General features: G+C 65.8%; 14 protein-coding genes. 5 read left to right on the top strand and 9 right to left on the bottom strand.

The genetic code is table 11. The features are described 5' to 3' along the window. Positions 1 to 76 precede the first annotated feature (76 nt). From QOU61_RS21185 to QOU61_RS21200, 4 genes are all read left to right on the top strand, one after another. Positions 77 to 817 (top strand): SDR family NAD(P)-dependent oxidoreductase, encoded by a 741-nt coding sequence (locus QOU61_RS21185; protein ID WP_289653142.1) that lies wholly within the window; start codon positions 77 to 79, stop codon positions 815 to 817. Positions 818 to 911: 94 nt separating this feature from the next. Next, positions 912 to 2,057 carry an NHL repeat-containing protein gene (locus tag QOU61_RS21190; RefSeq protein WP_289653143.1) on the top strand — a complete coding sequence of 382 codons (1,146 nt, stop codon included), beginning with the start codon at positions 912 to 914 and terminating at the stop codon, positions 2,055 to 2,057. Positions 2,058 to 2,098: 41 nt separating this feature from the next. Beyond that, positions 2,099 to 3,250 carry an NHL repeat-containing protein gene (locus tag QOU61_RS21195; RefSeq protein WP_502876802.1) on the top strand — a complete coding sequence of 384 codons (1,152 nt, stop codon included), beginning with the start codon at positions 2,099 to 2,101 and terminating at the stop codon, positions 3,248 to 3,250. 101 nt (positions 3,251 to 3,351) lie between these two features. Further along, positions 3,352 to 4,575, top strand: coding sequence for an ABC transporter substrate-binding protein (locus QOU61_RS21200; protein ID WP_289653144.1), 1,224 nt, complete (start codon positions 3,352 to 3,354; stop codon positions 4,573 to 4,575). A gap of 67 nt (positions 4,576 to 4,642) precedes the next feature. On the opposite strand, the gene QOU61_RS21205 is transcribed toward QOU61_RS21200, so the two are convergent. After that, positions 4,643 to 5,029 (bottom strand): COG4315 family predicted lipoprotein, encoded by a 387-nt coding sequence (locus QOU61_RS21205; RefSeq protein ID WP_502876803.1) that lies wholly within the window; start codon positions 5,027 to 5,029, stop codon positions 4,643 to 4,645. A 204-nt stretch (positions 5,030 to 5,233) separates the two neighbouring features. Between QOU61_RS21205 and QOU61_RS21210 the strand changes: the two genes are divergently transcribed. After that, on the top strand, positions 5,234 to 5,638 hold the full coding sequence (locus tag QOU61_RS21210; protein ID WP_289653145.1) for a c-type cytochrome: 405 nt from the start codon (positions 5,234 to 5,236) through the stop codon (positions 5,636 to 5,638). On the opposite strand, the gene QOU61_RS21215 is transcribed toward QOU61_RS21210, so the two are convergent. The 8 genes from QOU61_RS21215 to QOU61_RS21250 all read right to left on the bottom strand — a co-directional run bounded on the left by QOU61_RS21215 (position 5,619) and on the right by QOU61_RS21250 (position 13,416). Continuing rightward, positions 5,619 to 6,896, bottom strand: coding sequence for a TCR/Tet family MFS transporter (locus tag QOU61_RS21215; RefSeq protein ID WP_289653146.1), 1,278 nt, complete (start codon positions 6,894 to 6,896; stop codon positions 5,619 to 5,621). The two genes, QOU61_RS21210 and QOU61_RS21215, sit on opposite strands and share 20 nt — an antisense overlap. Then, positions 6,893 to 8,269 (bottom strand): ribosome biogenesis GTPase Der, encoded by a 1,377-nt coding sequence (gene der / locus QOU61_RS21220; protein ID WP_289653147.1) that lies wholly within the window; start codon positions 8,267 to 8,269, stop codon positions 6,893 to 6,895. The genes QOU61_RS21215 and der overlap by 4 nt, the downstream gene beginning before the upstream one ends. 55 nt (positions 8,270 to 8,324) lie before the next feature. Further along, on the bottom strand, positions 8,325 to 8,915 hold the full coding sequence (locus tag QOU61_RS21225) for a hypothetical protein (RefSeq protein WP_289653148.1): 591 nt from the start codon (positions 8,913 to 8,915) through the stop codon (positions 8,325 to 8,327). 5 nt (positions 8,916 to 8,920) lie between these two features. Next, a complete protein-coding gene (locus QOU61_RS21230; protein ID WP_289653149.1) occupies positions 8,921 to 9,574 on the bottom strand; it encodes a tetratricopeptide repeat protein in 654 nt (217 codons plus the stop codon). 148 nt (positions 9,575 to 9,722) lie between these two features. Beyond that, positions 9,723 to 11,309, bottom strand: coding sequence for a class I adenylate-forming enzyme family protein (locus QOU61_RS21235; protein ID WP_289653150.1), 1,587 nt, complete (start codon positions 11,307 to 11,309; stop codon positions 9,723 to 9,725). Positions 11,310 to 11,314: 5 nt separating this feature from the next. Then, the gene (panB, locus tag QOU61_RS21240) at positions 11,315 to 12,139 is read right to left on the bottom strand and encodes a 3-methyl-2-oxobutanoate hydroxymethyltransferase (protein WP_289653151.1); all 825 of its coding nucleotides are present in this window, start codon (positions 12,137 to 12,139) and stop codon (positions 11,315 to 11,317) included. Positions 12,140 to 12,142: 3 nt separating this feature from the next. Next, the gene (locus tag QOU61_RS21245; RefSeq protein ID WP_289653152.1) at positions 12,143 to 12,727 is read right to left on the bottom strand and encodes an NnrU family protein; all 585 of its coding nucleotides are present in this window, start codon (positions 12,725 to 12,727) and stop codon (positions 12,143 to 12,145) included. 83 nt (positions 12,728 to 12,810) lie between these two features. Then, on the bottom strand, positions 12,811 to 13,416 hold the full coding sequence (locus QOU61_RS21250; RefSeq protein ID WP_289653153.1) for a UCP034077 family protein: 606 nt from the start codon (positions 13,414 to 13,416) through the stop codon (positions 12,811 to 12,813). Positions 13,417 to 13,488 lie beyond the last annotated feature (72 nt).

The raw sequence follows: 13,488 nt of genomic DNA on the forward strand, positions 1-13,488 counted from the left end.
AGCTTTCTCCCTCATAACTGTCACGGCGTATGGGTCCCGGCTTTCGCCGGGACGACTGCCGAGAAAACCGTTTTTCATGACCCTCCCCCTCGCTTCCCGCATCGCTCTCGTCACCGGCGCCTCGCGCGGCATTGGCTTTGCCACCGCGAAAGCGCTGGCCAAAGCGGGCGCGCACATCGTGGCGGTGGCGCGCACCCAGGGCGGGCTCGAAGAGCTCGACGACGAGATCCGGAAGGACGGCGGCAGCGCCACGCTGGTGCCGCTCAGCCTCGCTGACACCGACGGCATCGCGCGGCTGGGTGCTGCGCTCCATGAGCGCCACGGCAAGCTCGATATTCTGGTGGGCAATGCCGGCGTCCCCGGTCCGTCATCGCCGCTTGGCCATATCGACCTCAAGCCGTGGAGCGACGTGATCGCCATCAACGTCACGGCGAACTTCCAGCTCATCCGCTGCATGGAGCCGCTGCTGAAGCAATCCGATGCCGGCCGCGCCGTGTTCCTGACCTCGGGCGTCGCCCAGAAGGCATCGGCCTATCTCGGCCCCTATGCGGTCTCGAAGGCCGCTCTGGAGACCCTGGTGCGGGTCTGGGCCCACGAGACGGCGTCGACGGCGTTGCGCGTCAACCTGTTCAGCCCGGGCCCGATCCGCACCCGCATGCGCGCCACCGTATTTCCCGGCGAGGATCCGATGACGCTTGAGACGCCCGACCAGGTCGCCGAGCTCATCGTGCCGCTGTGCCTTCCGACCTTTGCCGAAACCGGCAAGTTGTATGACTACAGGGCGCGCAAGCTCGTGGATTTCCGCAGCCCAGAGTAACGCGGCCGCGCGATTGACTCGTCTGTCTCCCCACGATTGACTGTCGGCCAGGCGGACGAGAGAACCGCCGACAAAAATCATTGGGGAGAACGCCATGAGTTGGGCGCAGAAGAGCGGCCGGCGTGCCGCCGGTCGTTGCATCCTGTCCTCCGTCGTCGTCGCGACCGTGCTGGTGACGGCCAGCGCCGCCTCCTTACCGGCGCAGGCCGGCGACATCCCGACCTTCCAGGTCGACCCCTCCTGGCCCAAGCAGCTTCCGAACAACTGGATCATCGGCCAGATCGGCGGCATCACCGTAGACTGGCAAGGGCATATCTGGGTCATCCAGCGCCCGCGATCGCTGAGCGAGGCGGAGAAGGCCGCGACGCTGACGCCTCCGCGCGCGAAATGCTGCGTACCGGCACCTCCGGTGCTGGAGTTCGACGTCGACGGCAATCTGCTGCGCTCCTGGGGCGGCCCGGGCGAAGGCTATGAATGGGTCGGCCGCGAGCACGGCATCGAGGTCGACGACCGCGGCTTCGTCTGGATCGGCGGCAACGCCGACAACGACAGTGCGATCCTGAAATTCACCCTCGACGGCAAATATCTCGGACAGATCGGCAAGATCGCGCCGCGCACCGACAGCAACGACACCACCCAGCTCGGCAAGCCCGCGGAGATCGCCATCGACAAGGGCGCCAACGAGCTCTACGTCGCCGACGGCTATGGCAACCGCCGCGTCATCGTGTTCGACGCCACCACGCTCGCCTACAAGCGGCACTGGGGCGCCTACGGCAACAAGCCGAACGACGACAAGCAGCCGCCCTACGATCCGGCGGCTCCCGTTCAGCAGCAGTTCGGCAATCCCGTGCATTGCATCAAGATCGCCGGTGACGGGCTCGTCTATGTCTGCGACCGCAGCCAGAACCGCGTTCAGGTTTTCAGGAAGGACGGCACTTTCGTCAAGGAATGGTTCTACGAGAAGAACAGCCGCGGCGACGGCGCAGTGTTCGACCTCGCGCTCTGGCCCGATCCGAAGCAGACCTATCTGTTGAACGCCGACGGCACCAACAACGAGATCCGGGTGATCAGGCGCGACGACGGCAGCGTCGTCGGCACGTTCGGCCACAGCGGCCGCAACGCCGGGCAATTCGCCCTGCTCCATGCGATGGCCGTCGACAAGCTCGGCAACGTCTATACCGGCGAGGTCGAAGGCAAGCGCATCCAGAAGTTCAAATTGACGTCCGACGCGCTGAAATAGAAACGCTGGCCAGGCCGCCAACAAGAACAAGGGAGACTGCCATGATGCCGGCGCAAGCTTTCATATCCTCTCCGCATGCCCTCGCACGCTTCGCCAAGACCCTCGCGTTGCTGGCGGCTTGTATCGCGGCCGTGCTGGCTCCGCATTCCGCCGATGCCGCCGACATCCCGACCTTCCAGGTCGATCCCTCCTGGCCGAAGCAGCTTCCGAACAACTGGATCATCGGCCAGGTCGGCGGCATCACCGTCGACTGGCAGGGCCATATCTGGGTGCTGCACCGGCCGCGCTCGCTGACCGAGGACGAGAAGGGTGCAAGCCTCAGCCCGCCGCGCTCGAAATGCTGCGTGCCCGCCCCGCCTGTGCTCGAATTCGACGCCGACGGCAACCTCTTGCGTTCCTGGGGCGGCCCCGGCCAGGGCTATGAATGGGTCGGACGCGAGCACGGCATCGAGGTCGACGAGCGCGGCTTCGTCTGGATCGGCGGCAATGCCGATAACGACAATGCGCTTTTGAAATTCACACTCGACGGCAAGTTCGTGATGCAGATCGGCAAGATCGCACCGCGCACCAACAGCAACGACACCACCCAGCTCGGCAAGCCCGCGGAGACCGCGCTCGACAAGGAGGCCAACGAGCTCTACGTCGCCGATGGCTACGGCAACCGCCGCGTCATCGTCTATGACGCAACCAGCGGCGCCTACAAGCGCCACTGGGGCGCCTACGGCAACAAGCCGAACGACGATCCGCAGAGCGCCTATGACCCGAAGGCGCCGGTGCAGCAGCAATTCGGCAATCCCGTGCATTGCGTGAAGCTCGCCAATGACGGCCTCGTCTATGTCTGCGACCGCACCCAGAACCGCATCCAGATCTTCAGGAAGGACGGCACCTTCGTGAAGGAGTGGTTCTTCGAGGAGGCCACGCTCGGTAATGGCGCGGTGTGGGATCTGGCGCTCTGGCCAGACCCGAAGCAGACCTATCTGCTCTCCGCCGACGGCGAGAACAACGAAATCCGTATCCTCAAGCGCGAGGACGGCAGCGTCGTGGGCGGTTTCGGGCACAATGGCCGCAACGCCGGGCAGTTTCACTGGGTCCACGCCATGGCGATCGACCAGAAGGGCAACGTCTATACCGGCGAGGTCGACACCGCCAAGCGCATCCAGAAGTTCAGGCTGACCTCGGACGCGCTACGATAGTTTGGTTGCGGCTGATACGCCGAACCGACACAATCCCGCCCAGCCGGCCACAAGGCTTCGCAAAGAAAGCCCGCCGGCGGCAAACATGGGAGGGAGACGTCATGACGACGCGCATGCGGCGTACCGCCGCCATTATCGCCATTGCAACATGCGGCTTTGCGGTTTCCGCGCTGGCGCAGGACAAGACCGTCAAGATCGGCGTGCTCAACGACATGTCGAGCCTTTACGCCGACATCGGCGGGCCCAATTCGGTGGTCGCCATCAAGATGGCGGTCGAGGATTCCGGGCTGCCGGCCAAGGGCTGGAAGATCGAGGTCTTGAGCGGCGATCACCAGAACAAGCCTGATGTCGGCGCCAACATCGCGCGGCAGTGGGTCGACAACGACAAGGTAGATGCGATCGCCGACACGCCAAATTCGGGCGTGGCGCTTGCCATCAACAACATCGCCAAGGAAAAGAACGTCATCCTGCTCAATTCCGGTGCGGCAACCGCCGATCTCACCGGCAAGGCCTGCACGCCGAACACGGTGTCCTACACCTATGACACCTACATGCTCGCGAACGGCACCGGCAAGGCGCTGACCAAGGCCGGCGGCGACACCTGGTTCTTCCTCACTGCAGACTACGCGTTCGGCCACGCGCTGGAGCGCGACACCTCGGCGGTCGTCACCGCCAATGGCGGCAAGGTGCTCGGCTCGGTCAAGCATCCGATCAACAGCTCGGATTTTTCGTCATTCCTGCTGCAGGCGCAGTCGTCCAAGGCCAAGGTGATCGGTCTGGCGAACGCCGGGGGCGACACCACCAACGCGATCAAGCAGGCCGCCGAGTTCGGTATCGTCGCCGGCGGACAGAAGATCGCCGCGCTGCTGCTGTTCATCAACGATGTGCATGCGCTGGGGCTGAAGACCGCACAGGGCCTGACCTTCACCGAATCCTTCTACTGGGACATGAACGACAAGACCCGCGCCTGGTCGAAGCGTTTCTCCGAACGCGCGAGCAAGAATGCCATGCCGTCGATGACCCAGGCCGGCAACTACGCCATGGTGCTGCATTACCTGAAGGCGCTGGAAGCGCTCGGCGGCAATCCGCATGACGGCGCCAGGGTCGTCGCCAAGATGAAGGAGATCCCGACCGACGATCCGCTGTTCGGCAAGGGACCGCTGCGGGCCGACGGGCGGCGCATCATTCCGGCCTATCTGTTCGAGGTGAAGAAGCCGGAAGAGTCCAAATATCCCTGGGACTATTACAAGCTGGTGGCGACCATCTCTCCGGAAGATGCCGCCAAGCCGCTGGAAGCCAGCGAGTGCCCGCTGGTGAAGAAATGATCGTGTCGCTCCGCGGCTGGCGCGCCTTGTGCCGGCCGCGGAACGCAAGCCAATCCGGCGCGGTGCTTCAGGGCGCGGCGACGTGCCAGGCGCCGTTCAGCTTGCCGTCGCCGTCGGTATCGCCCGGCGCCTTGTCGTTTTTCCACGCATAGAGCGGGCGTCCCTTGTAGGCCCACATCTTCTTGCCGTCGTCGCGCACGACGACGGTCCAGTCGCCAGAGGCCTTGTCGCTGTCCGAGGCCGCCAGCGGCGGCCAGCTCTCCGCGCAAGGACCATTGCAGGCCGACTTCCCGCCGACATCCTTGTCGAACACGTAGAGCGTCATGCCCTTGGCGTTGACCAGCGCCTTGCCTTTCGAGGTATCGGCGATCTTCGCCGGTGCCATCTGCGCATAGGCCGCGGCACAGCCGGCGACCAGCACGGCAGTCGCCATCATCACCCGGAATGCTTTCATCGTTTTGCCCGCTGTTAAGTTTGTTTGTTCCCGTAAGACACCCGTCGTGAAAACCTATTCCATCCCGGGATCGCATTTCTTGGCCAGCCCTGCGACCAAACCATCCAGCACGGTCTGCAGCAGGGTGGTGTCGACCATGCGCGGGGCGCGGGAATATATCCGCCACGCCTGAATCTAGCCTGCACTGGCGGACAGGAGGGGTTCATGGCCCAACGATCGGATCACGGCGGCGTCGGCTTCAGCGGCGCGTTCATTGCAGTCACTTTCATCATCGGCATGGTGCTTTCCGGAGCACCCCCGGCCCAGGCCGCCGGCGATCCCGCGCGCGGCGAAACGCTTTATCACGGGTGCCAGGCGTGTCATGCCATCGACAAGAATGGGATCGGCCCCATGCACAAGGGGGTCCTTGGACGCGAGTCCGGGAAAGTGCCGGGCTACGAATATTCGCCAGCCTTGCAGAACGCGAATCTTGTCTGGACCGAGGACAATCTCGACAAGTGGCTGACCAGCCCGCAGAAGCTCGTTCCGGGAACCAAGATGTTCTACCTGGTGAAAAACCAGCAGGACCGAGCTGATATCATTGAATTTCTCAAGGAGCGCGCGCAGTGATCGAAGGCATTGCGTCGCGCTTGCCTGACAGCGTTCGCACCGCGATCAACAACGCCAGCAACAAGAGCACGCCGGCCAGCAGAAACGGCGCGCCGGGCAGCGTGAACGGCGCGGTGGCCCCGATGAAATAGGCAAAAGTCAGCGTGAACAGGAACGGGCCGACGAGCTCGGCCACGCTCTGGACGCTCGCGGTCGCGCCCTGCAACCGGCCCTGCTGGTCCGGCGCGACGAGACCTGTCATCAGGGCCTGCGTCGCCGCGCCCGCGACGCCCCACAGCGCCATCACGGGAATACCGACGCAAAACGCAAGTCCGGTGGGCGCGCTGCCGAAGATCATGAAGCCGGCCGCGCCGCAGGCGAGCCCGAGCAACAGCGCACGCCGCTCGCCGAGCCGCCTGACGATCGGGCCGATCGCCGCACCCTGCACCACCATCGAGCAGACGCCGACGATGGCGAGCGCGACACCGACCGCGGTGGTGTCCCAGCCGTAGCGGTAGGTCGCGTAGAGCACAAAGGTCGAGGGCAGCACGACGTGGGAAAGCTGGGCGAAGAAGTTCGCAAACGACAGCCCGGCGAGCCTGCCGTTCGACCGCAACAGATGCATCGCGCCGACCGGGTTGGCGCGCGCCCAGCGGAATGCCGCGCGGCGATCCGGCGGCAGCGATTCCGGCAGGATCGACAGGCCGTAGAGACCGTTGGCGAAGCTCAAACCCGCCGCCACCCAGAATGGCAGCCGCGGCTCGATGCCCCCGAGCAGGCCGCCGAGCGCAGGGCCCAGGATGAATCCCGCGCCGAAGGCGACGCCGATCTTGCCGAACACCGCGGCACGGCGTTCGGGCGCGGTGACGTCGGTGATGTAGGCAAAGGCGGTCGAGATGCTTGCCGAGGTGATGCCGGAAATCAGGCGGCCGACGAACAGCCAGGCCAGCGAGGGCGCGAGCGCCATCAGCACATAGTCGGCCGCAAGCCCGAAATTCGACAGCAACACCACGGGCCGGCGGCCGAAGCGGTCCGACAGCGCGCCGAGCAGCGGCGAAAAGAAGAACTGCATCAGCGCCCAGGCGGTGCCGAACAGGCCGAAGATGCGCGCGGCATCCGCCGTATCGTTGTTGACGAAGCTCTCGATCAGCTTGGGCAGGATCGGGATGATGACACCGAGCGCCAGCGTGTCGAGCAGGATGGTGACGAAGATGAAGGCCGCCGCGCCCGCGCGCGGCACGGTTGCGGCGGCAAGGCTTCCGGAAGTCTCCTGGCTCATGACAGGCGCTTCCGCTTATGCGCGAACGGATTGGCCTTCTCGCGCAGCGTGATCCGGATCGGCGTGCCCGGCAGGCCGAACACCTCGCGCATGGAATTGACGAGGTAGCGCAGATAGGATTGCGGCACGGCATCCGCGCGCGAGCAGAACAGCACGAAGCTCGGCGGCCGCGCCTTGGTCTGGGTGATGTAGTTGAGCTTCAGCCGGCGCCCGGAAACCGCGGGCGGCGGATTGGCATCCACCGCCTGCTCGAACCAGCGGTTCAGCGCCGCGGTCGGCACGCGCTTGTTCCAGATCGCATAGGCCTCCACGATCGCGGCCATCAGTCGGTCGATGCCCTCGCCCATCAGGCCGGACACCGCGACGATGGGCGCGCCCGCGACCTGCGGCAGCCAATGGTCGGCATCGCGGCGCAATGCCGTGATCTGGCCCGGCTTGGCCTCTACCAGATCCCATTTGTTGACTGCGATCACGATGGCGCGGCCTTCGCGCTCGATCAGGTCGGCGATGCGCAGGTCCTGCTCCTCGAAGCGGTTCTGCGCGTCCAGCATCAGCACGACGACTTCGGCAAAGCGCACCGCGCGAAGCGCGTCCGCGACCGAAAGCTTTTCCAGCTTCTCCTCGATACGCGAGCGCCGCCGCAAGCCTGCGGTATCGAAGATGCGGAACTCGCGCTCCTTCCATTTGACCTCGACCGAGATCGAGTCCCGCGTGGTGCCGGCCTCGGGGCTGGTCAGGAGCCGCTCCTCGCCGAGCAGATGGTTGATCAGGGTCGATTTGCCGGCATTCGGCCGGCCGACGATGGCGACGCGGATCGGCCGCTGCAAGCCGCCCTCCTCCGCATCGATATCCTCGTCCGTCACTTCCTCGTCGGCCGGCTCAGGCATGAGCTTGCGCAAGGCGTCGTAGAGCTCGCCCATGCCCTCGCCATGCTCGGCGGAGACTTCCACGGGATCGCCGAGGCCGAGCGCATAGGATTCCATCGCGCCCAATTCGCCGTGCTTGCCTTCGGCCTTGTTGGCGATGAGCACCACCGGCTTGTTGGCGCGGCGCGCGAAATCGGCGAAGGCGCGGTCGGTCGGCGTCAGGCCTGCGCGGGCGTCGATCACGAACATCAGCGCATCCGCAAGCCCGATCGCGGCTTCGGTCTGCTCCTGCATCCGCGCCGTCAGCGAACCCTTGCGGCCTTCGTCGAGGCCCGCAGTGTCGATCACCGTGAAGGCGAGATCGCCGAGGCGCGCCTCGCCCTCGCGGCGGTCCCGCGTGACGCCGGGCTCGTCATCGACCAATGCGAGCTTTTGTCCGACCAGCCGATTGAACAGCGTCGACTTGCCAACATTGGGCCGGCCGATGATGGCAATCGTGAAGGACATGGATGATCCCGGCGCAATTCACGGTGCGCGCGTCAAGAAAACGGAAAAACAACAATTAGCGTGAGAAGCCGCCGCTCGGAAGCGGCGCCGGGAACGGCGCGGCCGATTGCTGGGCCGCCTGCGCCGGTTGGGCAGCCGGCTGCGCCTGCGGCGCGGGTTGCTGATCGGGCGGCGGCGCGGTGGTGCGCTTGCGCGCGATTTTCTTGGGCTTGGGCGCGGGCGGCGCGGCCGGCGTCGCATCCTCTTCGGGCGCAGCCTCGCCGTCCTGGGCGGCAGCAGGCTGCTGCTCGGCCGGCGCGGCGCTCGCGGCTTCCGGCTGCTTGGCCTTCTTGCCCTTGGCCTGCTTGCCCTTCGGCGGCTCGGCCGCCGGCGGAGGCGCCGTCGCGGCGGCGGCTTCCGCGGCCGCCTGCTGATCCTGCTGGTCCCGCGCGCCCTTGTACAATTCCTTCGGCACGCCCTGCTCGAGACCCGGCACACCCTCGGGGAACAGCGGCTTACGATCGCCCGGCAGCTTCTTCTTGGTGTCGAGGAAGTCGAGCATGTCGGTCGGATCCCAGCTCGAGAAGCCGCCAGCGCCACAGCCCGCAAGCACGCCGGACAGGGCGATCAGGACGGCAGCAGCGATCAGGCGTTGCGGTCGGATCATCGGGGTCAGCTCTTCGCAACCGGCGGCAACAGCGCCTGCAGGGCCTCGGCGCGCGAGCGCATGCCCGGTGGGGTCTCGCCGTCATTGGCGATCTGGTCGAGCCATTGCCGCGTCGCGTTCACGTCATTGGCGCGCCAGGCCGACAGCGCGAGCAGTTCGCGGGCGCTGTGACGATAGGTGGCGCCGGGACCGGCCGCGGCCTCGAGCCGCTGCAGGATGTCCTGGTAGCTCGCGCTGTCGAGCAGGAGACCGGCTCCGCGGATCTTCGCAAGATCCTGCATTTCGGCGCCGACGCTGTGGTCCGCTGCAATCTCGTCGAACATCTTGGCCGCCGCCTTGGGATCGCGCTGCGCGACCTCGCCGGCGAGGCGCAGCCGCGACAGCGTGCGGTAGCCCGAGGGGGCCGTCGCGACAATCTGGGCAAAGGCAGTTTCCGCCTCGGTATGCTTGTTCTGCTCGGACAGCTCGACCGCCCGGTCGAAGGCAGCACCGGCTTCCGCGGCCTTCTTGGCCTCCAGGTACTGGTAGCCACGCCAGCCGCCGACGCCGGCCACGATCAGGATGGCCGCCGCAATGATGAAGAGCGAGTACCGGTCCCACAGCTTCTTGAGCTGATCGCGGCGGACCTCCTCGTCTACTTCGTCAAATAATTCAGACACTTAACGAAATCCCATCCCCACGGCCGCAAGCGGCCCCAAAAGCCCGTCCCTGATGTGGCGCGGCGTTACCCTATCGATATGGCGACGGCAAGGCAAAGCAAGGCGGGTCAAAGCGTTAACCTGCCGAAATGAACCGCTTTTCCCGCCCCTACCCGCTGGCCAAAACGTCCCTCAATTGCCGCTTGATCACCTTGCCATTGGCGTTGCGCGGCAACGGCTCTGCGGTGAGCAGCATGGTCTCCGGCACCTTGTAGTCGGAGAGCCGCTCGGCGCACCAGGCGCGCAGCGCGTCCGCCGTAACACCGTCGCGCGTCACCACCACGGCATGCACACGCTCGCCGAGCACGGGGCATGGCTTTGCGACCACCGCACTTTCGACGACGCTGGCGTGGCCGGCGAGCACCGATTCCACCTCGGCGGAATAGATCTTCAGTCCGCCGCGGTTGATCATGTCCTTCTGGCGGTCAAACACCCGCACGAAATTGTCGGCATCGATCGAGCCGAGATCGCCGGAATGCCAGAAGCCGCCGGTGAAGCTTTCGGCCGTCGCCTTCGGGTTGTTCCAGTAGCCTTTGATGACGGAGCCGCCGTGGATCCAGATTTCACCGATCTCGCCACGCGGCAGCTCGGTTCCGTCCGCACCGACGACGATCATGGTCGCGCCCGGACACGGCAGGCCGACGCTATCGATATGGCGGGCGGTGAGTTCGCCGGGCATGATGGTCGAGGGCGAGGTGGTCTCGGTCGCGCCGTAGCAATTCATCAGCTTCAGGCCGGGCAGCTTGACCGCGAGCCGCTCGATGGTCGCGACCGGCATCGGCGCCCCGCCAAAGCCACCGATCCGCCACGCGGAAAGATCGTATGAATCGAACTCCGCCTGCAGCAGGCAGAGATTGTACATCGCCGGCACCATCACGGTGTAGGTGACGCGCTCGCGCGCGGCGATCTTCAGATATTCCGCTGCCTTGAACTCGGCGACGATCACGAGTGCGCCGGCGCAGCGTACCATGGTCATGATATTGGCGACCGCGCCGGTGACGTGGGCAAGCGGCACCGCGGCGATCGAGCGGTCGGCTTGCGTCAGCCCCATGGTCGAGGTGAAGACGTCAGCCGAATGGATGATGTTGCAATGGGCGAGCATCGCGCCCTTCGGCCGCCCCGTTGTCCCTGACGTGTAGAGGATCATCGCGGTATCCTCTTCGCCGACCTCTGCCGGTGAGACAGTGGCTTCGGCACGCGAGCCGGCAAGGGGCGAAGCCTCATCGCTGATTTCGAGGCGGTGCTTCAGCTCAGGCACCTCGGCCGCGTCCGGCACGCGCCGAGCCAGCGACGCCTCGTGGATCAGGGCTTTCGCGCCGCAATCATTGAGCACATAGGCGATCTCGGGCTTCTGCTGCCGCGTGCCGAGCAGCACGGTGACCAGGCCGGCATGCGCCGCAGCGAATAGCACGAGCGGAAACGCGATGCGGTTGCCGAGCAGGATCGCGACACGGTCGCCGGGCGCAAGGCCAAGCTTGCGCAATCCAGCCGCGATCGAAGCCGATTCCGCGACCACCTCGCGCCAGGTCATACGACGCTCGCCGCAGACCAGCGCCTCGCCGTCAGGGTTTTTCGCGGCCGCTTCCGCAACCATCGCCCAGATGCTTGCCGGCCGGTCGGCGAAAGCCGGAACCACACGATCGCCGAAGCGCGCCTCGAGCCGCATCGCAGGAATGGAATGCGACGACCAGTCCATCGCGCTTACGCCTTGGGTTTCATGCCATAGACATGTTCGGCTGCCGGGAATGCGCGTGAACGCACGTCGGCGGCATAGGCCTTGATCGCGGCCTCGATCGCGGGACCGAGGTCGCCGTAACGGCGGACGAATTTCGGCGTGCGCGGCGACAGGCCGAGCATGTCTTCCAGCACCAGCACCTGGCCGTCGCAGGCGGCGCTGGCGCCGATGCCGATGGTCGGGACCGCGATGCCTTCCGTGATCTTGCGCGCGAGCGGCTCGGCAACGGCCTCCACGACGACCGAAAACGCGCCGGCCTGCGCGATCGCGCGGGCGTCGTTCTCGATCGGGGCCCAGTCCGCCTCCTCGCGCCCCTGGGCGCGGAACGAGCCGAGCGTATTGATCGATTGCGGGGTGAGCCCGATATGGCCCATCACGGGAATGCCGCGCTCGGTGAGGAAGCGGACGGTCTCGGCCATGCGCGCGCCGCCCTCGAGCTTGACCGCGCCGCACTGGGTTTCCTTCATGATGCGCACCGCCGATTGGAACGCCTGCTCCTTCGAGCCCTCATAGGAGCCGAAGGGCATATCGACCACGACGAGGGCGTGGGTCGATCCGCGCATCACAGCGCGGCCCTGCAGGATCATCATGTCGAGCGTGACCGGCACCGTGGTCTCGAAACCGTGCATGACGTTGCCGAGGGAATCGCCGACCAGGATCGCGTCGCAATGACGGTCGACAAGGGCGGCGGTGTGGGCGTGATACGACGTCAGCATCACCACCGGCTCGCCGCCCTTGCGGGCGCGGATGTCGGGGGCGGTCTTACGCCGGATCGCGGATTGCACGGACATGTCTCAAGCTCCCATCACAGGCACGCCGATCACGACCGGATGGAACGCGAAGGCGAGCGCGAGGTAGGCAACGATTCCGACGGCGACTGCGATCGCATCGTTGGCGATGCCGCCGACCGGAATCGGCGGGCCGCCGGGGTCGCTGCGGCGTTTCAGCGAGATGCGGTCGAACACCGCCCAGGCCAGGAACGAACCGAACAGGATGATCGAGCCGAGGTCGCCATTGGCGAGCAGGTGCGCCGCCGCCCACAATTTGATGCCCGCGAGCATCGGATGCTTCAGCGTCGCGTAGATGCGGCCGCGGATATAGGAGGCCACCACCAGGATCACCGCCGGCAGCATGAGCGCGACCGTGATGTGTTTGAGAAATCGCGGCGGATCCCAGATCTCGATCATCCCCGCGGAGCGATAGTGGGCAAAACCCCAGACGATCAGCACGAGGCCTGCGAGCGAGACCAGCGAATAGCCGGCCTTGTAGCCGCTTTCGCCGATCGCGCCGACCAGCTGGCCGCGCAAATCCCGCTGCGTGGTGACGGCGTGAACGCCAAAGAACAGCACGAGGCCCAGGATCATCACCAGAAGCCCCATCGGTCCCTCCCTTGCGCGCCGCGTCCTCCGCCTCGCCTATCACCTTTCGCGCCGCAGGCAAATAGGTCCGAATGAGCGCCAGGTCACTGCTTCTCCGGCGGCTTGCCGAGCTCGCGATTGTCGACATAGCGGATCGCGATCGGCCGGCCTGCCAAGGCGCCGCCGAGGCCGGAGGTAAATTTCATCGGCAGGCAGGAATCCAGCGAGGCGTTGATCGCCTTCAGATAGGTGTCGCGGGTTTCCGCCGGCACGCCCGAAGTCGCAAAGGTCATGCGCGGCGCGCCGATGATCTCGCCGGAGCGCTTGAAGCTGAAGCGCACCGACATCTGCATGCCCTCGCGCGCCTGATCGGTGGGCGGCGGCGACCAGCAGGAGCGCAGCTCGGCGAAGAGGTCGCCGATGGTATCGAGATCATGGTCGGGGCGGTGGTACTTTTCCGCGTCCTGCTGCGCCGGCACGGTCTGGATGGTGAGCTGCAGGTTCTCGCCGTAGGGATAAAAGATCTCCGGGACGCAAGGGCCGTGGTTGAAGACGCTGCAGAACGTAGGCGTGCAGGGACGGTTGTCGAGCACGCTGCAGGGCTCGTGCGCAAACGGCACCGCGTTGATCTGCCGCCGGCGCGCGTCGGCGCCGCCGGCGACAGCGAGGGCGATGACAACAGCAACAAGAATGACGACGATGCGCGGCATGGAAGCGGCCCGTTGAACAAGGACGCAACCAATAAATGCTTTGCCGCGGCGTCGATATCAAGACGGGCGGAC

The sequence above is a fragment of the Bradyrhizobium sp. NP1 genome, from assembly GCF_030378205.1.
Taxonomy (GTDB): Bacteria; Pseudomonadota; Alphaproteobacteria; order Rhizobiales; family Xanthobacteraceae; genus Bradyrhizobium.